General features: G+C 62.9%; 23 protein-coding genes. 11 read left to right on the top strand and 12 right to left on the bottom strand.

Annotated elements, in window-relative coordinates; genetic code table 11:
- Positions 1–130: 130 nt before the first annotated feature.
- Together AB3X98_RS24845 and AB3X98_RS24840 are read right to left on the bottom strand one after the other, a co-directional pair.
- Entirely contained in the window at positions 131–883 is a 753-nt protein-coding gene (locus tag AB3X98_RS24845) for a hypothetical protein (RefSeq protein WP_368603062.1), read from the bottom strand.
- A gap of 17 nt (positions 884–900) precedes the next feature.
- A complete protein-coding gene (locus AB3X98_RS24840) occupies positions 901–2,361 on the bottom strand; it encodes an amino acid permease (protein WP_069266326.1) in 1,461 nt (486 codons plus the stop codon).
- Between the two features lie 295 nt (positions 2,362–2,656).
- Here AB3X98_RS24840 and AB3X98_RS24835 point away from each other — a divergent pair, with 295 nt between their 5' ends.
- Both AB3X98_RS24835 and AB3X98_RS24830 read left to right on the top strand, forming a co-directional pair.
- Positions 2,657–2,962 (top strand): hypothetical protein, encoded by a 306-nt coding sequence (locus AB3X98_RS24835; protein WP_069266327.1) that lies wholly within the window; start codon positions 2,657–2,659, stop codon positions 2,960–2,962.
- Between the two features lie 307 nt (positions 2,963–3,269).
- Positions 3,270–5,516 carry an alpha/beta hydrolase domain-containing protein gene (locus AB3X98_RS24830; RefSeq protein ID WP_368603028.1) on the top strand — a complete coding sequence of 749 codons (2,247 nt, stop codon included), beginning with the start codon at positions 3,270–3,272 and terminating at the stop codon, positions 5,514–5,516.
- 70 nt (positions 5,517–5,586) lie between these two features.
- On the opposite strand, the gene AB3X98_RS24825 is transcribed toward AB3X98_RS24830, so the two are convergent.
- Positions 5,587–5,883, bottom strand: a complete 297-nt coding sequence (locus tag AB3X98_RS24825) for a cupredoxin family copper-binding protein (protein ID WP_368603063.1) — start codon at positions 5,881–5,883, stop codon at positions 5,587–5,589.
- Positions 5,884–5,969: 86 nt separating this feature from the next.
- Positions 5,970–6,905, bottom strand: a complete 936-nt coding sequence (locus AB3X98_RS24820) for a metallophosphoesterase (protein WP_069266329.1) — start codon at positions 6,903–6,905, stop codon at positions 5,970–5,972.
- A gap of 286 nt (positions 6,906–7,191) precedes the next feature.
- On the opposite strand from AB3X98_RS24820, the gene AB3X98_RS24815 reads away from it, so the two are divergent.
- On the top strand, positions 7,192–7,941 hold the full coding sequence (locus AB3X98_RS24815) for a hypothetical protein (RefSeq protein WP_368603064.1): 750 nt from the start codon (positions 7,192–7,194) through the stop codon (positions 7,939–7,941).
- Positions 7,942–8,165: 224 nt separating this feature from the next.
- Entirely contained in the window at positions 8,166–8,579 is a 414-nt protein-coding gene (locus AB3X98_RS24810; protein ID WP_342946376.1) for a hypothetical protein, read from the top strand.
- A 139-nt stretch (positions 8,580–8,718) separates the two neighbouring features.
- Here the strand turns inward: AB3X98_RS24810 and AB3X98_RS24805 are convergent, their stop codons facing one another.
- Positions 8,719–10,665 (bottom strand): putative bifunctional diguanylate cyclase/phosphodiesterase, encoded by a 1,947-nt coding sequence (locus AB3X98_RS24805; protein WP_368603029.1) that lies wholly within the window; start codon positions 10,663–10,665, stop codon positions 8,719–8,721.
- A gap of 295 nt (positions 10,666–10,960) precedes the next feature.
- Here AB3X98_RS24805 and AB3X98_RS24800 point away from each other — a divergent pair, with 295 nt between their 5' ends.
- The 3 genes from AB3X98_RS24800 (at position 10,961) to AB3X98_RS24790 (ending at position 13,200) form a co-directional block, all read left to right on the top strand.
- On the top strand, positions 10,961–11,191 hold the full coding sequence (locus tag AB3X98_RS24800) for a hypothetical protein (RefSeq protein WP_069266332.1): 231 nt from the start codon (positions 10,961–10,963) through the stop codon (positions 11,189–11,191).
- 85 nt (positions 11,192–11,276) lie between these two features.
- Positions 11,277–11,690, top strand: coding sequence for a hypothetical protein (locus AB3X98_RS24795; RefSeq protein ID WP_368603030.1), 414 nt, complete (start codon positions 11,277–11,279; stop codon positions 11,688–11,690).
- 157 nt (positions 11,691–11,847) lie between these two features.
- A complete protein-coding gene (locus AB3X98_RS24790) occupies positions 11,848–13,200 on the top strand; it encodes an MFS transporter (protein WP_069266333.1) in 1,353 nt (450 codons plus the stop codon).
- 25 nt (positions 13,201–13,225) lie between these two features.
- Here AB3X98_RS24790 and AB3X98_RS24785 read toward each other — a convergent pair whose 3' ends face one another.
- Together AB3X98_RS24785 and AB3X98_RS24780 are read right to left on the bottom strand one after the other, a co-directional pair.
- Positions 13,226–14,395, bottom strand: a complete 1,170-nt coding sequence (locus AB3X98_RS24785; RefSeq protein ID WP_368603031.1) for a GNAT family N-acetyltransferase — start codon at positions 14,393–14,395, stop codon at positions 13,226–13,228.
- Between the two features lie 35 nt (positions 14,396–14,430).
- Positions 14,431–15,318, bottom strand: a complete 888-nt coding sequence (locus AB3X98_RS24780) for a class I SAM-dependent methyltransferase (RefSeq protein ID WP_368603032.1) — start codon at positions 15,316–15,318, stop codon at positions 14,431–14,433.
- A 387-nt stretch (positions 15,319–15,705) separates the two neighbouring features.
- Between AB3X98_RS24780 and AB3X98_RS24775 the strand changes: the two genes are divergently transcribed.
- Together AB3X98_RS24775 and AB3X98_RS24770 are read left to right on the top strand one after the other, a co-directional pair.
- Positions 15,706–15,978: a hypothetical protein gene (locus AB3X98_RS24775; RefSeq protein WP_368603033.1), complete on the top strand. Its 273-nt coding sequence runs from the start codon at positions 15,706–15,708 to the stop codon at positions 15,976–15,978.
- Positions 15,979–16,053: 75 nt separating this feature from the next.
- Positions 16,054–16,281 (top strand): hypothetical protein, encoded by a 228-nt coding sequence (locus AB3X98_RS24770; protein ID WP_035514793.1) that lies wholly within the window; start codon positions 16,054–16,056, stop codon positions 16,279–16,281.
- 66 nt (positions 16,282–16,347) lie between these two features.
- Here AB3X98_RS24770 and pstS read toward each other — a convergent pair whose 3' ends face one another.
- A complete protein-coding gene (pstS, locus tag AB3X98_RS24765; protein ID WP_368603034.1) occupies positions 16,348–17,385 on the bottom strand; it encodes a phosphate ABC transporter substrate-binding protein PstS in 1,038 nt (345 codons plus the stop codon).
- A gap of 507 nt (positions 17,386–17,892) precedes the next feature.
- On the opposite strand from pstS, the gene AB3X98_RS24760 reads away from it, so the two are divergent.
- Entirely contained in the window at positions 17,893–19,437 is a 1,545-nt protein-coding gene (locus AB3X98_RS24760; protein ID WP_342946371.1) for a hypothetical protein, read from the top strand.
- 71 nt (positions 19,438–19,508) lie between these two features.
- Here the strand turns inward: AB3X98_RS24760 and AB3X98_RS24755 are convergent, their stop codons facing one another.
- Positions 19,509–20,396 (bottom strand): NAD(P)H-binding protein, encoded by an 888-nt coding sequence (locus AB3X98_RS24755; RefSeq protein WP_368603035.1) that lies wholly within the window; start codon positions 20,394–20,396, stop codon positions 19,509–19,511.
- Positions 20,397–20,600: 204 nt separating this feature from the next.
- On the opposite strand from AB3X98_RS24755, the gene AB3X98_RS24750 reads away from it, so the two are divergent.
- Entirely contained in the window at positions 20,601–21,467 is an 867-nt protein-coding gene (locus AB3X98_RS24750; RefSeq protein ID WP_368603036.1) for a helix-turn-helix domain-containing protein, read from the top strand.
- Between the two features lie 44 nt (positions 21,468–21,511).
- Here AB3X98_RS24750 and AB3X98_RS24745 read toward each other — a convergent pair whose 3' ends face one another.
- The 3 genes from AB3X98_RS24745 to AB3X98_RS24735 are packed head-to-tail and all read right to left on the bottom strand — an operon-like array spanning position 21,512 to position 24,257.
- Complete coding sequence (locus tag AB3X98_RS24745) at positions 21,512–22,495, bottom strand: MDR family oxidoreductase (protein WP_368603037.1); 984 nt, start codon at positions 22,493–22,495, stop codon at positions 21,512–21,514.
- A gap of 54 nt (positions 22,496–22,549) precedes the next feature.
- Positions 22,550–23,185 (bottom strand): TetR family transcriptional regulator C-terminal domain-containing protein, encoded by a 636-nt coding sequence (locus AB3X98_RS24740; protein ID WP_368603038.1) that lies wholly within the window; start codon positions 23,183–23,185, stop codon positions 22,550–22,552.
- Positions 23,186–23,243: 58 nt separating this feature from the next.
- Positions 23,244–24,257 carry an SLAC1 anion channel family protein gene (locus AB3X98_RS24735; RefSeq protein WP_368603039.1) on the bottom strand — a complete coding sequence of 338 codons (1,014 nt, stop codon included), beginning with the start codon at positions 24,255–24,257 and terminating at the stop codon, positions 23,244–23,246.
- Positions 24,258–24,288: the final 31 nt, after the last annotated feature.

Genomic DNA, 24,288 nt, shown 5'->3' with positions numbered 1-24,288 from the left:
TAGCGTCTGTCGGGTCAGCGGCGCATCGTCAACGGGGAATCAGGTCGCGGCAACGGTGGGCATTCGCACGCGGTTCCAACCGCCTTTGGGCGCAGCGGTCCGGCGCCGTTCAGACATCGGCAGGTCCACATCACATCGTTGCGCTGCCGCTGCCAGTACCGCCGGTGCCGGAAGAGAGGGTGGACGTCGCGGTGAGCGGATGCGCGGCGCCCGCCGCCGACAGCAGCGAGATGGCGGCCGGATCTGGCATGCCATTCGCGTCTATCGCGCCTGCTGCCGCCAGCGTGACTAGATCGCTATCGACACCTGCCTGGCCAACCGTAAAGGATGTCGTGAGAAATGCCGGTACCGTCAGCGTGACAGCATAGCGCTGCTGCAGATTGGTGACGACTGCGGATTGTGCAGCCTGCACGTCGGACGCGTTACCCAGTACCTGCTGGTACTGTGAGTTGGTCGGGAATCCCGCGATCAAACCACTCTCGCTCGTGCCGAGTTGTGAGGCGAGGTAGACGAGCATCAACTCGGTCTCCGGCGTCGTATTGAAGGTGCCCCCGGCAAACGCCACCGAATGCAGACTCACGCTGCCGGAGCTTACGCTGAGGATGCAGGCAGGCGTGGCATTGAACGTGATTGCGTAGTGTCCACCGCCATCGGACAGGGTGGACCCCGAGCCCTGAGCGCAACTGAGGTTGACCGTTGCGCTGGCGATCGCTGTGCCGGTCGCGGCCGTGCCGGAGATGGTGACATTCGGCGTCACGCTTGTGCCGCCGCAGCCATTGAGGCCAATGCATGCGTTTCCTCCGCAGGCGGCAAGCGTTGCTAGCGAAGCCGCGTACATTGCAGCCCGTGCGGTGCGAACGAAATACGCGCGCTGAGCGTTCATGGTAGCCACCGGTTCTGTCATTCACGCTCCGGATGGCGTAGTCGCGAATGATGCCGGCCATAAGACATATAGATCAGCATGCCGATCAGCAGCCAGACGATCAACCGTACCCAGGTGATGAGCGGCAGTCCCACCATCAGCAACACGCAAAACGCGATGCCGAGAATGGGGACAATCGGCACGCCGGGCGCGCGGAATGGACGGCTCGCGTCAGAGTCGCTGCGCCTCAGGTACATGACTGCGCCACACACGAGCACGAACGCGAACAGCGTGCCGATGCTGACCATCTCGCCTAGTACGCCGATCGGCGTGAGGGCCGCCACGATGGCGACGACCGTGCCGATCATCATCTGGCTTCGATGCGGCGTGTGCAGGCGTGGATGGACGGTGGAGAACAGATGGGGAAGCAGTCTGTCCTCCGACATCGTGAAGAAGATCCGGCTTTGCCCGTAGAGCAGCACGAGTATCACGGTGGTCAGCCCGGTTAGCGCGCCGATCTTGATCAGTATGGAGAACCAGGTGAAACCAATGACGTCGACGCCCTTGGCGATCGGGTCTGGAACGTTCAGTTGTGCGTATGGAACGAGTCCGGTGAGCACGGCAGCCACGAGGATATAGAGCAAGGTGCAGATGACCAGCGAACCGAGGATCCCGATCGGCATGTCGCGCTGTGGCCGTTTCGCCTCCTGCGCGGCGGTCGATACCGCATCGAAACCGATGAACGCAAAGAACACGACGGCGGAGCCACGCAGAATGCCGCTGGCCCCGAAGCTGCCGAACGCGCCGGTGTTGGGCGGAACGAATGGATGCCAGTTGGCGGGATGCACGAAGAACGCGCCGATGGCGATGAAGGCCGCCACGACCGTCAGCTTGACTGCGACCATCACGTTGTTGATGCGTGCCGACTCGCGCGTGCCGAGCACCAGCATCGTCGTGAGAATCGCGATGATCAGCACGGCGGGGAGATTGATGATGCCGGCGACAGTCGAGCCGTCAGGCAACTGGACCGTCGTGCCGGGTGCGGCAGCAAGCGTAGGCGGGATGCTGATTCCGACGTTGCGCAACAGGCTGACGATATAACCTGACCAGCCGACGGCGACCGTCGCGGCACCCATGGCGTACTCGAGAATCAGGTCCCAGCCGATGATCCACGCAAACACCTCGCCGAGCGTCGCATACGTATACGTGTAGGTGCTGCCGCATACGGGGAGCATGGCGGCCAGTTCGGAGTAGCAGAGACCGACGAACGCACACGCAACGCCACCCAGCACGAAGGACAGGATGATGCCCGGTCCGGCAAATTGTGCCGCCGCCGTGCCGGTGAGGACAAAAATGCCCGCGCCGATAATGGCGCCGATGCCCATCGCCGTGATGCTTGGCGCCCCCAGGGTCTTCGACAGCGCGCGGCCGCCTTCGGCTTCGGCGCTTCCCACTATGTCGGCGACGGACTTGCGCGCCATGTAGCTCGTGTCAGCCATGATAGGTTGCCCCATTCGACAGTGACTGGAAACGACTCGATTCGGCTTGCCTGACTTCTTTAGAATAGACACAGGCGCGAGCGGGCGATGGGTAAGTTTTCAGTTAACCGAACGACGACGACAGGCGTGCGAAGGGCAGAGATGTTTCGGAACGCTTCATGTGCATCTGCACGATGTGGGATCCGGGATATGCGCCACGCGTATCGCGGGATGCGTCGGCATCATTGATCCGCTGTCCAGGCAAAGTCCACGCTCGCGCGGGCAGTTAAGCAGGACGGCGGCCAGGAGAAGTGGAATGGACAACGACAAACCGTCGCCGCAGCGCGCGACGTATCAGAAAGGGATCCGGATCGGCGAGTACGGATGGTTCGGCCGGCTGGCCGCCGTCGTCGTGAGCACAATCGTGCTGGTGGTGGCAGCGATGCTGTCGCTGGTGCTGCTTGCCGTGCTGTTCGGCGTGGGCGCGATTGTCGTCGGCTATCTCTGGTGGAAGATCCGCTCGCTGCGCAGGCAGGCGCGCGAGTTCGGCGACGACGGCCGCACCGTCGACGTCGAGGTCGTCTATAAGGACTCGCACGGCGACGATATCGCGAAGCGCTGACCTGTGATGCCTGCGTGAGCACCTCCAGCGTACGCGTAAACGACAGTTGGAATCGTGTTTGCGCGAGTTATAAATACACAAGGCCGCGCAAGATATATCAAACGATTTCGGCCAATCGTAAGCGTTCGACTTCCGCCACGCCTGTTCACGCGTGTCGGTCCAGCATGCATGCGCGATGCTGGACCATTCGCGTGAAAACCTTGCCTCTCTCGGGTTCGCCGTTCTTCAAGGGACACGGCGCGAGACTCCGCTTCCGCCATGTTCTCCACGGTCAGGAGATTCTACGATGAAGACTGGAAATATAGGAATGCTACTGATTGTCGGTGCGAGTGGCATGTTCGTCGGCGGAATCGCCCACAGCGATCCGCACGGCCCGCAACCTGGCCAGCGGGGCGCGGGCTTCATCAAGAGTTTTCAGATTATTGCTGCCGAACCGGCGTTTGGCGGTGCGACGCCTGCCGGCGCGGCTGGGCCATACGAGGTCATCACCGCCGTCGTGCACGGCGCCCTCGATCCGCGCTCTCCGCTCAATGCCGGTATTGTCAACATCAGGAACGCGCCGGTCGGCGTCGATGGTTACGTCGACTATTGGACCGATGTCGTGATCCTGCGTCCGCGAAGCGCGGCGAACGCCACGCGCGTGCTCTTCTACGACGTCGTGAATCGCGGCAACAAGCTCGCCGACGGGTCGTTCATTGGCGCAGGTGCGCTCGATACCGGGGCACCCCCGCCGTCCACATTTCCTTCGTTGCTGCGCCACGGTTATACGATTCTCTGGAGCGGCTGGCAAGGCGACATTCCGCTCAACGGGACGAGTACGCTGGCCGGCACGGGTCTGGTCGGCACGAGATTCCCCGTGGCCACCAACAAGGACGGTTCGCCGATGACTGCACTATCGCGCGAGGAGTTCATTCCCGACTATGCGGGAGGCGACCCGACGACGATTCCGCTCACGTACCCGCCCGCCGATCTCAACGACACGGGCGGCGTGACCTTCACCGCGCGGCAATCGTGGCTATCGGCCTACGGCAGCATTCCGGGCGGCGTGCAAACCTATACGGCGCCTTCGACCAAGGTGACGGCGTGGAGCTATATCAGCACGCCGAACAATGTCTATGAAGGGAATTACTCGGTCAAGTTCACGCCGCCCGCGTCGGTGCCGGGTCCCAACGGCAGGACCGTCACGCCCGATGCGGGGACGATTTACAGCTTCGTCTACAAGGCCGCGGCGCCGACCATCGACGGCATCGGCTTTGCGGCGCTGCGCGATCTCGTCTCCTGGCTGCGCTACGACAGGGCCGATGCGCGGGGCGTCCAGAATCCGCTCAACGATCTGAAGGATGCGGCATGTGCAGCGTCGAAGTGCTCCCGGGATACTAACTTCGACGTCGCGATCGGGGAAGGCATTTCGCAGTCGGGCCGCTTCATCAAGGACTTTCTCTATCAGGGATTCAACGAGGACAAGCACGGAAGGATCGTTTTCGACGGACTGTTTCCGATCATTTCCGCTGCACGCCGCACGTGGACCAACGCCGCGTTCGCACAGCCGGGACGGTGGTCGAAACAGCATGAAGACCACTTCATGCCAGGGTTCCAGTTCCCCTTCACGTACGCGGTTACGACCGATCCGGTCAGCGGCGCGACCGATGGCCTGTTGAAGCGTTGCGAGGCCTCCGGTACGTGTCCGAAGATCATGCAACTCGACGGCGCATTCGAATGGTGGGGCGGGGCCGCGTCGCTGGTCGTCACCGATGGACGGGGCAACGACATCCACTTGCCGCCGAATGTGCGTTACTACCTTGTGCCGGGCACGCAGCACGGCGGCGGCAGCGGCGTGACCACGGGCAACTTCACGGTGCCGGCGACAGGCAGTCTGTGTCAGTTGCCGGGCTCGCCCGTGGAGGAAACGCCCGTCGAGCGCGCATTGATTCCCGCGCTGGTCGCATGGGCCGGCAAGGGTACCGAGCCGCCCGCTTCGCAATATCCGACCGTGGCATCGGGCAATCTGGTCGCGCCGACGCAAGCCGCGACGGGCTTCCCTGATCTCGAGAGCGTGACCGTGCCGAGCGGACCCGCCGCGACGCCGACAGCGCTCAGTCTCACGTTCAACGGCGAATACAATCAGGTCTTCGTGACCGACTACAGCAAGGCCGTGCCGGTCGTGAGCACTGCGCAGCCCTACACGATTCTCGTCCCCAAGGTCGACACCAACGGCAACGAAACCACGGGCGTACTCGTGCCGGATGTGAGCGTACCGCTTGCAACCTACACCGGGTGGAACTATCGCGGTGCCGGCCACGCGATCGGCGAAGGCTGCATCTCCAACGGCGCGGCGATTCCGTTCGCGGTGAACGCGTCCGCGCAGTCGGGCGGCGTCGATAGCCGGGCCACGCTGAACGCGCTCTATGGCGGCAGCCGCTCACGCTACCAAGCGGCGGTTGCGGCCGCGGCAAACGCACTCGTCAAGCAAGGCTACTTGCTGCAGGACGATGCGACGAATGTCTTCATCAGCAACGCAGCGCAGATTTCGCCGACCCTGCTGCCGAATCCTTGAACTGCGAACCAGCGTCGTCGCGTCGCGCAAGCGAGTTGGAACAAGCGCGACGACGCATCGGCATCGGTCTCTACTGCACCGTAATGGTCGCCTTCATATACGGGTGAATCCCGCAGAACACCTTGTACACCCCCGGCTTGTCGAACTTGAACTGATACGTATCGTTCTGGTCGAGCGCGGCGGAGTGAAAGACGCCTGCATCGTTGACGACCGTATGCGGTTCGCCGTCCATATTTTTCCAGGTCACCGTGGTGCCCGCTTTCACGGTGAGAGCCATCGGCGAAAACATGAAATTCTTGATGTCGATCTCATTGGGCTCCTGCGCCTGGGCGGCAGGCACGCCAAGGGAGGCCCCGGCCACGAGCATCCCGATCCCGTAGAAGAGGGCGAACGCGCGACGATAGTGAATGGAGAGCATGGCTCGAATCCTTGTTCAGTGAGCGAGACGCGAGGTCAGGCGAGGGACGTGTCGGAAAGCGTCGCCGCGAGAGGATGGCGCGTGATCCGGATACTGGTGACGCCAAGCATTTTCGGCAGCTGATCGCTTGCCACCTTGAGCGGCCCGGGGCCGGGTCCGTCGCCGGCCGTCGGCTGCGGATAGGCGGTCGAGCGTGCCGTGTGGAACGTGATATTGCCCTCCACCTTGGAAACGATCTGATGTATGTGGCCATTGAGCACGGTCACCGAGCCGAAGCGCTTTAGGTAGTCCATGGCCTGGCCCGCATCGCCGGTACCCCAGCCCCATGGTTCGTAGATCGTCCACATCGGCATATGCGTAAACACGACGATCGGCGTGCTCGACGTGCGGCCCTTCAGATCGTTTTCCAGCCAGGCGAGTTGATCCTCGCCCAGGTTGCCCAGCCCGTTCGGCTTGAAATGCATTACGTTGACGAGCGCGATGAAGTGCACGCCATTGTGGTCGAAGCTGTAATACCCCCGGTTGTCCGACGCCTTGCCGAAGCGCTTGAAGTATTCGCCTTGCGGTCCATCTGTCACATCGTGTTCGCCGGGCGTGGTGTGCAACTCCGTAATGTCGAGACCGGAGAGGAGTTGCGCCGCCAGATCGAATTCCTCAGGTTTGGAGAGATGGGTGATATCGCCCGTGTGAATCGCCAGGGCGGGTTTGACGGGCATCGCGTTGACATAGTCGATGGTCTGTTTGAGCGTGCCCGCGACGTCGGGATTGGCTTCCTTGTTGAAGCCAATATGCGAGTCGCTGATCTGCAAAAAGAGCGGAACGCCGGCGTTTTCTTTGCTGCTCGCCGCCAGTGCCAGTTCCATGGGCGTGAGGACGCCTCCGGCCAGAACGAACACGGTGCCGGCGCCACCGAAGGCGAGGCATTTCAGGGCGTTGCGGCGTGACGGTTGGGAAGGAAGATCTGACGACATGATGTCCTCTCGACGGGGTTCAGAAAGTCGACCGCCGGCGCAATTCGGAGCGCCTCCAGGGCGGGCTTCACGTGCAATACCGCGAGCGCCGCTGTTTTATTCCCGGTTTTTTTTTGCGAGTCGAGCACGGGAATAACCGGCGTGGGTTCGCGGTATGGCAGGCGTGGCACACGAAATGGCGGAAACCAATATGGACATCGTCGACGTGACCCGTCGCCGCGCCAGCGAAGCGAGGATCAACGTTCAATTCTTGCTGCGCCGGCTTCAACTCACGTCGGGCCTCGTGATGCTGACGTATCTCTTTCTGCATCTGGTCAATCACGCGCTCGGCATCTGGTCGATCGAGCTTGCCGGACACGGTCTCGTACTCGCGCTGCGGCTTTGGCGCAGCGCGCCCGGCACGATCGCGCTGTACGGAGCCGCGTCGGTGCATTTCGCGCTGGCGCTGCACACGATATATGGGCGGCGCCACTGGGCGCTTCCGCCTGCGGAATGGATCCGCCTGTGGGCGGGGCTCAGCCTGCCGCTCCTGCTGATCCGGCATGCGGTGACGACCCGGCTTGCTTCTTCGCTCTATGGTTTCGAACCGAACTACGAGCGCGTCATCGTCGTACTGCTCACGAGCGGCACGCAGGGGCTGCAACTCGCGTTGCTAGCGCCTGGTTGGATACACGGATGCCTCGGGCTGTGGTTCCGGTTGCGCCACCGTGCGTGGGCGCGTCGCATGCGGCTCACGCTGCTGATCCTCTTCGTCCTGTTGCCGCTGCTTTCGGCAGCGGGCTTCATCCACATGATGCGAGCCGTCGAGGGGGCGGGCCACCTGCTTCCGCCTGTCGACGCCGCGCTCGTCGTCCATCAGGCCGCCCTCAACGGTGCACGTCACGTTCTCGTCACGCTCTATCTCGCGCTGATTGCCGGCACGCTGATCCTGGGTCAGTTGCGCAACGCGCTGGAGCGCCGCAGGCTGCGCAGAGAGTCGGTGGGCGTCCGTGTGCTGGCCCGCAGTGCATCGTGCGAACAGGATGTTCAGGAATGACTTGCGATGTCTGAGCGGGTCAAATGGCGTCCGCTCCTGCTGCCAGGACGTTCACGATTTATCATTCGTGACGTGAGATGCCAAAATACACAGATAACCCGTAACGAGGCGGTGACCCGCCGGCCGCGCGGGATGATCCGCCCCTCTTTGCCGGGCCGCACGCCCGCACATCGAAAACGGCCGGACACCCTTGAGACCAGGACGCCGAATCCCATTTACCTGTCGTGAACCAGCGTATCCGTCCCCCCTTGCCGCCCGAATGGCCGTTTCCGCCGTATCGCGACGTGTCCGGCCGCGCCTTCGGCGATCTCGTCGCGCTTCAATATCGCGGCGCGGGCATGTGGCTCTGGCGGTGCCGCTGCGGCGCGCACGTCACGGCCGCGCTGGATGCGGTGGAGGGCGGCCAGACGAGGGATTGCGGCTGCGGCGAGCAGCGCCGCGTGTGGCGGTCCCGGCCGGGCTCGCCTGCGCTCAAAGGCGGCGAGGTGTTCGGCCAGCTGACGACGGATCGCTATGCCGGCGATGGCAAGTGGGTTTGCCGGTGCGATTGCGGCAATGAGGTGACCGTGAGCGCCGGGCGTCTGCGACTGGGCCAGGCGCGTTCGTGCGGCCGTTGCCTGGGCGCGTTAGCCGGCTGAGCGATGCGCACGCATCACGACTTGACCGGAACCCCGTATGAAAGCGCTTCATGATGGGCTCCGTGATTGTTCGGCACATCGTAAGCCGCGCGCAGCCGTATGAACAGTTCGGCAGCCGTTCTGGTATGCGGACTACTCGTCATGCACCCGCCAGGCGAGCCAGGGTTTCGCCCTCGCTTTCGCGCTCCAGAAAACCCGCCACGGCCGAAGCCTCCATCGGGCGCGAACAATAGTAGCCCTGAATGAGCGTGGCCCCGAGCGCTGCGACCGTTTGCAGTTCGGCCGCCGTTTCCACCCCTTCCACAATGCAGTCGAGCGACATCTGCCGGCTGAGATTGAGCAGCGTGCGAACCACTGTGAACGCCGTCGTGCGCTCCTTGAGACCGCTCACGAACATCCTGTCGATCTTCAGGCGCGTGAGTGGAAGTTTGCACAGGTACGAGAGGCTCGAATAACCGGTGCCGAAATCGTCGACTGACAAACCGCAGCCCAGCGCGCGCAGGACCTTGGCCGCTTTCTGGACCTGGTCGAAGTCCTTGGCCATCGCGGTTTCGGTGATCTCGAAGTCGAGCCGGGCCGGGTCGATGCCGCTGCTGACGATGCACCGGGCCAACTCTTTCACCGCGGACTCACTGGCGAAATCATGCGCGGAAAGATTAAAGGACAAGCGAATATGCGCTGGCCATTGCTTCGTGCAGGCCAGGGCCTGGGTAAACAGCGCGAGGGTCAAGCCGTTGATGACGCCGTTGCGCTCCGCGGCAGGAATGAATTCACCGGGCGGGACCGTGCCGAGCAACGCGCTTCGCCAGCGCGCCAGGGCTTCGAAACCGACGGTGCGCCGGCGTTCGAGCGAGTAGATCGGCTGGAACGCAAGGTCGAGTTCGCCGGCGAGATCGGGGGAGCGTAGCGCCTGGGCAATCTGCGACTCGCGAATGATGGCGTTGCGGTGCGTCTCCGAAAAGATCGTCACCGAGCCGCGCGAGCGGTGCTTGCCTTCGTGAAGCGCGTAGTCGGCTGTTTCGAACAAATCCGCCTTGTTGCGTGAAATGTGCGGATAGGTGGAGAAGCCGATCGTCGCTCCGAGGCGAACCGAAATCTCGCCGACCAGTATGGGACATTGGAAAACATCGCAGATGGTACGGCCGAGTTGCGAGAGGCCAGCGTCCGTGCAGTCGTCCGTGACGATGATGCCGAATTCGTCGCCGCCCAGCCTCGCAAGCGTGATCGTGCCGCGCGCCGCGTTGGCGAGGCGCGACGCGACATCGGCCAGCACGTGGTCGCCCAGCGAGTGGCCGTGAATATCGTTGACGGACTTGAAGCCATCGAGATCGACGAGGCCCACCGCGAGCCGCCCGCCCGATGCCATTGCGGCATCGAAATGCTTGTCGAGCGAGGTGAAAAAGGCCCGCCGGTTAGGGAGATTCGTGAGACTGTCGATATTCGCGAGCCGTTTGTTTTCGGCTTGTGTGGCAACGAGATCCGAGAAGTTCTTGAATTGTGTGAAGGCGACGATCAGCATCGCCAGCGAAACCAGCGACGTATCGATCGCGATCGCCTCGAATACGCCGTTTCCCGAACTCAGGAACGTGACGACGAGCGCGCCGTTGACAATGGCGGTGACGGTGAACGCCGCCTTGATGACGTTCATCAGGCAGAAGATGACGCCGATGACCGTGATGGCCATGTAAAACGCGACATGAAGCTTGAATGCCGCGCCGCCATGAGGCAGCAGGGACAGCGACCATGCCGTGAACGAGATAGAGAAGACCCAGGCGAGCCTGCCGGAATTGCGCAGGATGGTAGCCGCGTCTTCCGCACTCACATGGAGCCTCGAGAGCCGCAACCACGAGAGCACGCGTACGAAACACAATGCTGTGAGCACGAGCGGACAGATTACGCCCTGCCAGGCGGGAATCACGTTCTCGTGGGGCAGCACCATGCCCCACGTGTTGACGACCAGCAGCCCATACATCATGGGAAGCTGATAGATCATCACGCGCAACTGCGCCAGCTTCAGGGCCGCGCTGTTTCCGGCGAGGAAAGTGCGCCGAATCGTTCCCCAATACTGGGCCAGAACGTTGAACATGGTCTTGCGAGTCGGGGCGGTCCCGTTGCAACTGCCGGGAACGAAATGTAATACCCCCGTTTACGACCGCTCGCGTTATTTCTGGAGGCAACGCGCGGGCTTTTCATCGTCGACGCGCGCCTCATTCTTCGGGGCTTTCAACGTGCCCTTAAACCGGTCTTCCCCGCACCAGGGCGGTCAATCGCAATGCAATGATTTCGGCGCAAACGTTTGGCGTCCTCAACTATATGGACGTGCCGCCGTTCGCTTCGTGGGCCGGCCTAAAGTTCGCGTATCCGTTGCCGAAATACCGTCCATGGCGCGCAAACATCCCGACTATCCCGACAAACCTCCCATCTGGGCAGAGGCGCGCGCGCTCGAGGCAAGCATTCGCGCCATCCGCCGTGCGCAAGGCAAGAAGAACCCCGAGGACTTCCCGGCGGGAAGTCCTGAATGCACGGCTGCCATGGATGAATTCGTGCGCGACGTCTGCCGCGCCCTCGAGATCGATATCAACACGCTCGGCAAGGACTCCGGCGACTTTTAAGGTGCTGGGGCCATTCGTTCCCTTCTCGCGCGGGAATGCGATTTGCGAGCTTCGCAAGATCGATGACGAGTTCACGAGGTTGCGCGTGAAAACGACTTTTATGCTCGCGTTGTCGTCATGTCTCGGCGTGGCGTTGCTCACGACGCAGCCCGCACATGGCGCAGATCCTACCCTCACGCCCACGCCTGACGCCGCGCCGCCGTGCGGCAAGCTAGTAGGAACAAACGCCGCCGGCGGCTTCGCACTGCGCAGCGGCGAACCGGTCGATTTCGTGTCGGAGGGACAGGCCACGCATGGCACGCTGCTCGTCTTCAGCGATGGACCCGTATTTCGCGCGTACTGGCAACCCCAAGGCAGCGAAGAGAAGTACGCACTAGCCAACGCCGGTCCAGACAGCGTGCGCCTCGTTTCGACGCCTCCGCAGGGCACACCGACCGGTGGCGCCCAGCCCGGGGTCGCGACACAGCCGCTGCAAGTGCTCTCGTGTCCGAGGCTTTAATTCCGCTGTCATGCCGTTTGCGGTCGATGTCCCACCATGTGAACCACCCTTTCGTATCGCGTTGCGAGCGACTAGTCTTTAACGATTCCAAACGGACGAACGGTCCGGCCCGTGATTGGCGCACCGCGCAGCGGAGCCGGCCTCGAAGGAGACAGAAATGGAGCTTGAAAACCGCACCATGGCGCGCGTAATGGCAAGGCTCGTGCCGTTCCTGATCCTTTGCTATTTCGTGGCGTATCTCGATCGGGTCAACGTCGGTTTTGCTGCATTGCAGATGAACAAGGCACTCGATCTTTCCGCGAGCGCGTTCGGCTTTGGCGCAGGGATCTTCTTCATTGCCTATTTCTTCTTCGAGGTGCCGTCGAACCTGCTGCTCGAACGTTTCGGCGCAAGGCGCTGGATCGCGCGCATCATGTTCACGTGGGGCATCATCGCGGGCGCGATGGCGTTCATTCCGGACCTGGCCCGCTTCACCGGCATGTCGAACGCGCACGTATTCTATGGACTGCGTATCTTGCTCGGTATCGCCGAGGCGGGTTTCTTCCCCGGCATCATCTTTCTGCTTACGCTGTGGTTTCCCGCCAAATACCGCGCGCGCGTGGTGGGCTATTTCATGGCGGCCATTCCGTTGTCGACGGTGATTGGCGGCCCGATATCCGGATCGCTGCTTTCGCTGGACGGTAGAGGGGGGCTGGCGGGCTGGCAGTGGGTCTATCTGATCGAGGCAATCCCTGCGGTCGTGCTCTCCGTGGCCGTGCTGTTCTATCTGACCGACAAACCCGCCGACGCCGGCTGGCTAGCCGACGACGAGCGCCGCTGGCTCGTCGATCGCCAGGCGCAGGAGCGCCGTCATCGGGAGAAGGTGCGCTCGTTCAGCGTGCTGGAGGCGCTGATCAATCCGCGCGTGCTGGCGGTGGCGCTCATCTATTTCGGTGCGAATGCAACCAATTACGGCCTGAGCTTTTTTCTGCCGCAGATCGTCAAGGCGTTCGGGCTCTCGAACGTGCAGACGGGCTTCGTTACTGCGCTGCCCTACGCCGTGGGCGTCGTTTCTATGGTGCTGTGGGGTCGGCATTCCGACCGTCGGCTGGAACGCAAGCGTCACGTCGCATTTGCGCTGGCCGTCGCGGCCGCCGGTATTGCGGCTGCCGCGGGACTCGATAATCCGGTGCTCAAGATGCTCGCGCTTTCGATTGCGGGCTTCGGTATTTTCGGCTGCCTGCCAGTGATCTGGACACTGCCGGCCGCGTTCCTTTCAGGCGCGGCCGCGGCCGGCGGCATTGCCGCCGTCAATTCGCTCGGCAATCTGGCGGGCTTTTTCGGCCCCTACGCAATGGGCTGGATCAAGGACAGCACGGGCGGCTTCGGCGCAGGCCTGCTATGTCTTGCGGGAGCCGGGCTCGTGGGCGCGGGCGCGGCGCTCGTCCTCCCTCACAACCCGGCGCTGGAAAAGCTCGACGATTCGCCGCAAGGCGAAACACACGGGGAGGGCGGTGCGGTGAGGCCGTGAGCGGCGCCTATGCATTGCACGCTACTCATCTCAGGCGCGCCATCACAAGGGTCGTGAGTTTTCGATAGACGCGCCTCGCCTGGGCCCACGACAACGCCAGCTCGATGAGCCGCCCGCGTGCGTTGAGCACGACGATGCGCGATTCGTGCTTTGTTTCGCGATCCGCCCAACGCACCTTGTAGTCGCCGTGCAGCGGCCGAAAGTCGAAATCGCGGCCATGGGCCTGGGCCCATTGCGCGATGGATTCGATCAGCAGGTTTCCCACCGAAAACACGCTGAACGCCTCGTCATAAGTGGTGATCAAATACTCGACGCTGCGCGCGCCAACGAGATTGACGGATGCCGCCACCGGCTGCCCATCGACCTGCACGTAGGCGACGAGCGGCAGGGTGGTCAGATCGGTTCGCCTGGCAAGCTCGATGAAGAAATCGCGTACGCGGTCGTCCATCAAATAGGGCGACTCAATTCCACGCTTGAGCGCCCATTGGCGCTTGTTGGCGAATAGCCACCTCAATACGCGCTCGGTGTCCTCGGCGTTGCTGCACCATCCAAAACTGACCTCGCCTTCGCGCCGTAGCCGCTTCGCACTCGAACGCAGCGCGGCGCGCAGCGTCGAGTGCCGCGTGGCGAGGAAATCGTTCCATGTGGGCGCGGCGCGCAGGTTGATCGAATAGCCGGGCATCACGCGCCAGCGCTGCGGCAGTGCACGCTGCACCCAGGACTGCGGCGCGGCGTCGAGCGCATGTTGCAGCGCGCTGCCGTTTTCGAGCATCGGAATGTGGAGCACGTCGGCGTGAATCCGCAAAACGGCCCGGACTGCCGCATCGTAAAGTTCCGCGCGCCGGGTGTCGGCGATCAGCGGGCCGCCGTATTCCTCGCCGCATCCGCAGCCCAGCGCCCGGGCCGTTCGCCACGCGCCTTCGCGCGTAATGACAACGGGCCATAGCGCCAGAAGGTCACGCGCATCGTGCACCGTCGCGACTTCGACCTTTGCGCCGCTCTTCAGTGCCGCCGCGACGGCTGTCTCGCAGTAGGCAAAGCTGATGAATGGCGAGTGCGCCTCGGTTCCGGATATAAGCGCACGCCATTGGGGCTCGAATGCACGAAACGCATCGACGGTCTCGCACGTGCGCAACGCGTACCGGAAGGAAGCAGCCGGCGACGACTCGTATATCGCCACGACGGAGGTCGGCACTTGCGTCTCCTGAATGAATTCGTGGTGCTTGTGATTCAGCCTTCAATGGAAGTGCTGAGGCGGTCTTTAGTCGTAATGCGGCGATTGCGGTCGGCGAATATGTCAGGGCGTGCGCCGCGCACGCTTTGCCAGACGACGACGTTCTCGTGGTCCTCAGGTCCGAAGCCGACTTCGTCGCGATCGTACGGAAATACGCCGGCGAACCAGCGCTGCAACTGGCGGGAGCCGTCGAAGACTTCGCCGCACACGGGGTTATCGTAGACGATGAAAAGATGCTCGATGATGCCGCTCGCAAGGCCCGCTTCGAGTTTCTCGAGCAACGACGCCATCAACTCGGGCCCGAATGGATTGTACAGAAAGACGACGACGTTGCCCGAGGGCACCTTCAAATCGGCGACATTGGCATGCAATGCGCGAATGGGCGGTCGCTGCGGAAAGCGCCGCGCCATGACAGCCGCGTTTGCGTTCGCCGTTCGCACCAGATCCGCGCTGATGTCGTAGCCCAGCGCCAAAGCAAACGGATACTCGGAGGCGACTATCATCGGCCGGCCTTTACCGCAACCGATGTCCATGAATGTATAGCCGGTGATATCGCCCAGGGTGTCGAGCGCACGGCGGATGATGGACGGCTGCGAGCCCATGTAAGGCCTGAGCTGGACAGCAAGACCGGCATCGCTCTGCAGCGCGTTTGAATCGACCAGTCCGCTCGTGGTCGTGCCGTACAGGAGATCGATGGGGTGGCGCCGCAGGCAGCCGGAGTAGACCGCGCGCAATACCGGAACGCGAATGCAGATGCGCCGTATCGACGGGATGAGCATCGCCCGCTGTACGCTATCGGGCAACCGGGCCACCACATTCAGCAACGGTTGCTTCAGTGCGCGTCCGAGCGCGAATCGGGGGCCGCCGTGTGTCGTTGTTCGCATGGATCGATGCGTTGTGAACCTTCTGGACAGGAATTGCGATCCATCATCATCGCGCGGTGCGTCGCCAGGTCGCCGCCATTCATCGGTTGTATTTCGACAAAAAGGCTCGAATTCGTGGCTTACTAACGAGTGTCATATGGCCGGCGTAATGTGGTCGACAGAGAGCCAGACTGTCGCGGGTGGCGTGCCCTTTTTCCCGTCGTTCGGCGAAAGCGCTTTCATGGCGACTGCGTCCATACTCTCCCTGATGTTTCCGCCATTATTTCCGTGCCTTAATGAGTGTTCTCGCCTGGTTCGGCGGGAGTCATGCTCCGGCTTCGCAAAGTTTCGGTGCAGGTGGGTCTCCAGGTTTTGTCTACGCAATACTCAATCGGAAGAGGCGAGACGATGAACGCGCGAGTAGATGCTGAAGCGCGCCGTAAGCGGTATGCAATGCACCGCCTTGGCCTGGCAATGAAGCGGCTGATGAACGCCGAAGCAGAACCCGATAAATTGATGGCGACGCGCTGGGTGAATGCGTGGAGCGCTTCCGTCGGCGAGCGGTGGTTCGCCGCAAGCCCATATGGCAGGCTGAGTCAGGCGGCATTGATGCGTGCCCCGCTAAAAGGCGCGACAGGTTCCCGTAATGTACTGAAATCGGGAAGGCAATCGTCAATATGAAACAAAACGCATATTTAATTGACCAATGGGGGCGCGAAACGATATTGTCATAATTTAGACATTTCCGCGTTTACCTTGGCTCTTGCAGAATACGAAACCACCCATCCTTTGAGCGTTGAACTGGATGGCGTGAACTACGCGGGTGCTTACCGCGTCATGGCCGGAAGCGTCATCGTCTACTTCGAAAACGAAATCAAGTTCGCGCAGTATGGGACGAATCGCCCGGAGATCATCGCGCGCTGGGTGTTGACGGACCTCTGCCGTAAATCCGATTCCCGCAGGCGCAAAGCAGGCAAACGTTGATTCGCGTGCGCCGTCACAGAACTTCGCCCACGTTTTTTATCCACCCAGGCAACGCGCTTGTGGACGCTACTGCGCGCTAGCGTCCTTCGGTGCGACGTCGTCGCTCTTGCCGTCGTGCCATTGCGCGCGGATTTTCGTCACGACCACGGCCGGCAGCGGAATATAGTCCAGTGCCTGAATCGTCGGCTCGCCGTGCGTGAGCGCCCAGTCGAAGAACTTCAGCGTTTCAGCATTGCGCGCCGAGTGGTCCGGTGTCGCCTGCAATAGCACGTAGGTCGCGCCCATGACGGGCCATGCGTCCTTGCCCGGCTGATTGGTCAGCATCTCGAAGAGCGAGGTTGACCAGTCCGCATTCGCGGCCGCTGCGCTGAATGTATCGATGCCCGGCTCCACAATCTCGCCCGCCGCGTTGGTCATGGCCGTGTAGGTCAGACGGTTCTGCTTCGTGAAGTCCCAGGCGACATAGCCGATCGCCCCGGGCAGGTAGCCCACGAACGTGGCGACGCCTTCATTCCCTTTCCCGCCTATCCCCAATGGCCAGTGAACAGTGGTGCCTTCGCCGACCTTGCGTTTCCATTCGGGGCTCACCTGCGAGAGATAGTGCGTCCAGATCAGCGTCGTCCCCGAACCATCGAGACGCCGCACGACTGCGATCGGCGTGTTGGGCATCTTGATCTTCGGATTGAGCCGCACGATGGCCGGGTCGTCCCAGAACAGGATCTTGCCGAGAAAAATCTGGCCCAACACCTCGCCGTTCAGCATCAACTGCCCGGCCTTGATGCCCGGGAGATTCACCACCGGCACCACGCCGCCGATCGCGGTAGGAAACTGCCGCAATCCGTCCTTGCTCAATTGCTCGCTCGTGAGCGGGGCGTCGGAGCCGGCGAAATCGACCGTGTGCGCGACGATCTCCTTGATGCCGTCCGTGGAGCCTGTGCTGCGGTAGATCACCTTACCGCCGCCGGATTTCTGGTAGGCGGTGGCCCAGTGGGAGTAGAGGGGGGCGGCGAGCGTGCTGCCGCATCCGGTCACGTCTTCGGCGCTGGCCGACAACGTGCAAATGCCGCAAACGAGCGCGGCAATCAGGGGGCGCAATGGTCTCACGAGCCTCTCCCGTTATTCATGTTTTCTGGGAAGTCGCGGAGTCTGTCTGGTCCGCGTACTGTCAATTACAGGATGGTGACAAGCAGGATTCAAATTGAATCCTGCTATCGTGCGGCGGTTTTATGACGAAGCGTTACGTGCGTGCGCACGAACAGATGATGAGGATAACAAACGAAATTAGTCTGCATCGGAAAACAGGCTGAGCCGTTCGATTTCCGCAGAGGAAATCGCGTGAACGAAGCCGCATTGCCTGCAACGAATCTTTCACAAAATTTCGCTACGGTAAGCAGGATTGACCCCGCGTTCGTCCTGACAAAACGCTTGTAATTCCTTTCGGAGACGCTACAGATGGCCATCAATACCCTTCGCCCAGTAGTTCGCGGCCCTTGTTTTGCCGCACGTCCTTCCCGACTTGCTATTGCCGCTGCCCTGGTTTGCGCCAGTGCAGGCGCATCCGCTTCCGCGCAAGATACCGGCGCATTTTTCGGCGGTTCGGGCCTGCTCGTCGTGAGCCGCAGTGTCTACGACAATGTGTCGAGCAACGTCACCCCGGGCATGACGCTGCCGCCCAATTGCAATAGCGCGCAGGCGAGCTGCCCCACGGGCGGCGCGCCCACTGACGGCACGTATCCGGCCGTCTGGAACAACGCGCTCTACGATCCGAGCTTCGGCATCACGGCGCGCATTTTCCTCGATACCATTACGCCGGGCGGCCAGGTCGTCCACACGCTGGAAGTGCCCAACAGTCTGCATCCGGGCCATGGCCACGACCAGCTCGTAACGAGCTTCAGCTCCAAGTCCGAACTCGGGCTCAACCTCTCGCGCGACGGCCGTTACCTGACTTTCATGGGCTACGTTGCGCCGGTCAATACGATCGACGTATCGAACTCGAATACGCCGGGCGCGATCGATCCGACGAATCCGGATGGTCAGGCGTTCTATCGCGCCGTCGCGCGGCTCGATGCCGAAGGGCACTTCTCTTTTACGGAGACGAATGCATACAGCGGCAATAACGGCCGCGCCGCATTGCTCAACAACGGCAACGACAACGGCGAAGGCAATGGCGTTTACTTCACGGTGGGCAACGCAGGCAACGGTTCGAATCCGCAGCCGGCAGGTGTGATTCTCGGTGCAGGTGCGCAATTCATCGAGGCGACGCATCAGCATGAGGCGCAGCAAACGCCGGGCACGCCCACGCCGCTCGCGAGCTTTTCGGTCACGCAACTCGGTGCGAAGGCCGACAAGGTCGGCAAGGACGACAACTTCCGCGGGCTCACCGTCTTCAACAACGTGGTGTACTTCACGAAGGGCAGCGGCGGCAACGGCGTGAACACAGTGTACTTCGTCGACACCACGGGCAAGGCGTGCCCTTCGGGCGGCGTGGGCGTGCCGGTGGCGGGCGCGAAACTGCCGTCCAACCCGCTCGCGTACGACGCCTCCACGTTGACGACCAGCGGCTTGCCGAGCAACGTATGCGTGCTCGCGGGTTTCCCCGCTACGCCGAACAAGACGGCGACGACGCTCTCGTATCCGTTCGGCCTGTGGTTCGCCAACGCCAATACGCTCTATGTGGCCGACGAGGGCGATGGCTATTCGGGCGGCACGGACCTCTACACGCACGCCGCGCAGCAGACCGGTGCAGGCCTGCAGAAGTGGGTGTACGACGCCGGAACGAAGTCGTGGAAGCTTGCCTACACGATCCAGAACGGTCTGAATCTGGGGACGTCGTACACCGTGGCCGGTTATCCGGTGGGCACGAACAGCGCGACCGGCCTGCCGTGGTCGCCCGCCACCGACGGCCTGCGTAACATCACGGGCCACGTCGAGCAGGACGGCACGGTCACGATCTGGGCGATCACCTCGACGGTGAGCGGCAACGGCGACCAGGGCGCGGACCCGAATCGCCTCGTCGCCGTGCGCGACGTGCTGCGCAACACCACGGCTTCGGGTGCGGCGAACGAGCGTTTCGTGACGCTGCGCAACGCGGGCTTCGGTGAAGTGCTGCGCGGGGTGTCGCTTGCTCCGGGCGGCCAGTTCGGCAAGTGGTTCTGATCGCCGCGCAGTCATGCACTGAAGGCCGGGCGTGCGTAGCGCCCGGCTTTTTTGTCACTGCGGCGTGCACGCTATTGGCTCTTGAATTTCGCAACGAGCGGCCCGAACACGTCGCTTAACGCAGTCATGCCGAAGCGCCGCTCGCTGCGGCTCGCTTCCACGTCGATGCGGCCGGTGTTGTAAACGTCGTACAGATCGGTGATGAGCCGGCCGTGCTTCTCGCTGAGTCCGGCTTTGAGAAGCATCGGTGCCCACGATTCGCGCGGCAGCGCATGAGGCGTGATCGTGCGGCCGCTCGCAATGCTCAATGCCGTCGCGATGTCGTTCACGCTGACCCTCTGCGGTCCTTCAATGCTCACGATTCTCGGCGTGCCGGACTGATGCGATTCGAGCAGCAGTTCGGCGCTCGCCGCGCCAACGTCCTGTGCGGCAACCGTGGGAAAGCGGCGCTCCAAAGGCAGATGGAGGCTTGGCAGCGCACCGGTTGCGAGCGCGCCGGGCAAGAACGCCGCCCAGTTCTGCATATGTTCCGCCGAGCGCAGCAACACCAATTGCGTGGCAATGGGTTTCAGCTGCTTTTCCAGGTAGTGATAGAGCCGCGTGATGCCGGTATTCAACGGCAGCTCCGCGCCATAGTCGGAAATGGCGAGCAGCGTGGCGGGCGGGTTTTCGCGCAGGGCATCGGTGGCGACGTCGATCGTCGTGCGCATGGTCGCTTCGGGATCCGTATCACCGGATGGAACGGGACATAGCAGCTGGACGGCGTGTGCGCCCTTGATCGCGGCCGCGACCGAGTGCGCGTCTGTCAGGTCGGCGAGTGCGATTTCGCAGCCCAGCGCCGCGAGACTCTCGCCCTGACGAGCGTGGCGCACCACGGCGCGCACGGGCTTGCCCGCGCGGCGCAACGCGGCGGCGGTGACGCGCCCGGCTTTTCCCGCTGCTCCAAAAATCACGAACATGATCGCTTTCTCCTGGTGTGCGTGGTCTGCATCATCGTAGGCAGACGAACGCCGTATGGCGCGCAGGAACGGATGGCCTTGGACAGAAACGGATGATTGAATACGTCCACCATGGCGCGGTGCGCGAGCGTGGCCCGAATCCAGTAAACTGGCCGCAAACATCGCACGAATTCCCGCACGGCTTGAGCGTCGAAAAGGATTGCCATGAGCGCACTGACTGCAGATCCGCACCGGCACGCTGGAACAAGCGTCAGCCTGCGTTCGAGCGCCGGATTGGGCTGGCAGGGCGGTGGCGCCGAACTGCTGCGTGTGAGTGCGGGGCAGCATCGCTTTCCCGCCATGGCGTACCACCGCCTAGGCATTCATGTCGGCATGCCGGTGCGTGCGCGATGCGCCTGCGACGGCCGCCGTCAATCGCGGCTCCAGGCGCACGGCGACGCGGATGTGGTGCCTGCCGGGGTCGAAGGCGAATGGACCGATGATGCGGACTGCATGATTCTGCGCGTGTGGTTCGACGACCGCTTCGTGCGATCGATTGCGGAGCAGATGGAGAACCCGTGGGGTAAGCGCGAGATCCGGCCGCATCTGCAGTTGCGCGACCCGCGCATCAATTCGCTGGCTGGCGCGCTGCTGGCCGAGATCGATGCGGGAACGGCTTGCGATCCGCTATTTGCCGAGAGCATTTCCACGGCAATGGTCGTGCGGCTGCTCGGCGGCACGGGCGCATCAGAAGGCCGGGGCGCAACCATGCTTGCGACACACAAAGCGGCGCGCGTGACCGATTACATCGAGAGCCATCTCGATCGACGCCTCACACTCGGCGAACTCGCGGCAGTCGTCGACCTGAGCGTGCCACATTTCAAGGTCCTGTTTCGCGAAACGCTGGGGATGCCGGTGCATCAATACGTCGTGCGGCGGCGCGTCGAACGCGCGAGGGCGCTGCTCATCGAAGGCAAACTCAGCCTGAGCCAGGTGGCGCTCGAAGCGGGCTTCGCGCATCAGAGCCATATGGCGCACTGGATGACGCGGCTTCTCGGCGTCACGCCGCGCGCGTTCGCGAATCGTTCGTGAACGCGGCGACATCGTGAATCGTCGAATCGCCGCGGCTGTGCACGTTACCGGTTGACGTCCACCACGAGCCGCCCGCGCACATGTCCGGCGAGCAGATCGCTTGCGGCGGCAATGGCCTCGGCCAGGCCGATTTCTCGCGTAATCATGTCGAGCTGCTTCAGATCGAGCGTCTCTCCCAACGCGTGCCAGGCTTGCTGCCGCTGCGCAAACGGACGCGTGACGCTATTGATGCCGAGGAGGCTCACGCCGCGCAGAATGAATGGCGCGACCGTCGCGGGAAGATCCATGCCTTGTGCCAGGCCACAGGCAGCCACCGCTCCATCGGCGCACAGGCTTGCGCAGACATTTGCCAACGTGTGGCCGCCAACCGAATCGATCGCGGCGGCCCAGCGCTCTTTTTGCAGCGGGCGGCCCGGCTCCGATAGCGAGGCGCGGTCGATGACTTCGACGGCGCCAAGTTGCTTCAGATACTCCGCCTCTTGCAGCCTGCCGGTCGACGCCACCACGCGATAGCCTCGGCGCGTGAGCAGCGCGATGGCAAAACTGCCCACGCCACCGCTCGCGCCCGTGACGAGCACGTCGCCGTGCGCGGGCGTGATGCCGTACCGTTCCAGCGCAAGAATGCAGAGCATGGCCGTGTATCCGGCCGTGCCGACTGCCATCGTTTGCCGCGGCGTAAAGCCCGCCGGCAGCGGAATGAGCCAGTCGCCCTTGACGCGCACCTTCTGCGCGAGCCCGCCCCAATGTTGTTCGCCAACGCCCCAGCCGTTGAGCACGACCGCGTCGCCCACCGCGTAGGCAGGGTTCGCGCTTTGCGCGACCGTCCCCGCGAAGTCGATGCCCGGAACCATGGGGAAGCTGCGAACGACCGGGCCTTTGCCTGTGATTGCGAGGCCGTCCTTGTAGTTCAGCGTGCTATAGCCGACATCGACGAGCACGTCGCCTTCCGGCAGGCGCGCTTCGTCGAATTCGGCAACGCGCGCTTCATACGATCCGGATTCCTTATCAATGACGATGGCCTTGAACATGATGCATCTTGCTCCTGAAACGGTGAACGGTTGGCGTTGCCGCGGCTCACGCGCTCACGCGCGAGGCAACCCCGCGATGAAACCCCTAAAAAATGTCTCGAGTGGAGCCGCGCTGCGCACGAGCCTGGCGCGCAGCACGGCGCCTTCCCAGCCTATCCAGAAGAAAGCGGCGAGTGACGCAAGGTCGATTCGCTTTGCGAGTACGCCTTCGTGCTGGGCCTCGTGCAGGCACGCCACGATGCGCGCTTGCCAGCCCTGCAGAATGCGTTCGAGCGTGTCGCGGAAGTCGTCGGGCAGGATGTCCACCTCGACGCCGAGGTTGCCCACGAGGCAGCCGCGTGTATAGCGGTGGCGGGCCATGCCTTTGCTGGCGTCGTCTACGAAGGCGCCGAGCCGCTCGAGAGCAGGGCGCGTGTCGTCCTGCAGCCAGCGGTCGAGCTTCGCGCAGAAGTACGCATCGTACGCGCTCATCAACTCGCGCCCGAATGCTTCCTTGCTGTCGAAGTAGTGATAGAAGGAGCCCTTGGGAATGTTCACCCGCTTGAGCAGGGCATCCAGCCCCGTGGCCGCGAAGCTCTGTTCGGTCAGCATTTCCATGCCGGCGCGAATGAGCGTGTCGCGTGTGTCGGCGTGCGCGCGCGGATCTTTCGGCGGCCTGCCGCGGCGCGGTTTGGCGATGATCGGTTCCATGTCGCCGATATTAGACCGATCGTCTATAAAATTCAAGCACGCAGTTGTGTTCGAGCTGCTAGCGGGCCAGCGCTTCCAGTTCTCCCCGCAGCACGCCCCACAATGTGCGGCCGGCCAGCAGGAACAGCAGCGGCGTGACCGTCGCGAGCAGAAAGATCGCGATGCCGTGCGTGAAGGGGCCCGGAGCATGGTCGGCGTAACGCTCGGCGCAACTCACCGAGCCCGCGAGCGGAAAGCTCACGGCCCACCACGAGAGCCGGAAGGGGCAGGCGATCGCGAGATAGCGCAACCGGCCGACGAGCACAGTGAGCAGGAACAGCGTGAGCATGTAGAGCGCATCGGCGAAGCGGTCCACTTCGCCCGTCACGGTCACATAGGCCGAAAAGCCCACGGCGAACGGCGCGAGCAGAATGACGAGCGTCGGCTGCAGATTGTTGGCCATGGGCTCCTCGAACATGAGGCGCGAAAAAATCAGCGTGAAGAGCGGCACAGCGAAAAAGAGCCCCACGGCGAGCGCGAGCATCAAGACGCCGTTCACGCCCGTGATCTGGATGGCGGGCGTGGCGAGCGGGATGTCGATGAGCCCTACGACGGGCACGATCCACGCGGGTGTGGCATGGGACGGATGCTGACGCTGACTGAGCCAGCGCATGATCACGAACCACGCAAACACGATCATGCCGATGGCGCCGACGATCCACACCGCGCGCGCGAACGGCACGCTCACGTCGGCAAGCGGGATGGGCAGCAGTAACAGGCTGATGAACAGCGTCCCGAAGAGATTGCTCGCAATGGGATGATTGAATTCGGCTTTCACGGCATCGGGGCCGGTGACCCATTTCACGGCGTACCCGAAGCCGATCATCAGGAACGCCAGCACGGCGAGCACGCCGATCAACTGCGCGATCCACAGCGGCACGCCGTACATGCGGTGCGCGAGCCGCCACGCCGACGAGAGCCCGGCAAGCCCCATGACCGAGCCGAACAGCGCGACGGGCAGGTAACCGAGTCGTCCGGCTTGCGCGGTCGCCTTGGGGCTGCCAAATGATGCCGGCGTATCGAGATCGCTCATGCGTGGCTCCTGGCCGTTTGAAAGCACGCCG

It is taken from the genome of Paraburkholderia sp. BR14312, assembly GCF_040948675.1.
In the GTDB taxonomy this organism is placed as follows: Bacteria; Pseudomonadota; Gammaproteobacteria; order Burkholderiales; family Burkholderiaceae; genus Paraburkholderia; species Paraburkholderia nodosa_A.
The sequence above is the reverse complement of the archived record's forward strand: the minus strand, read 5'-3'. Positions and strand labels throughout refer to the sequence as shown.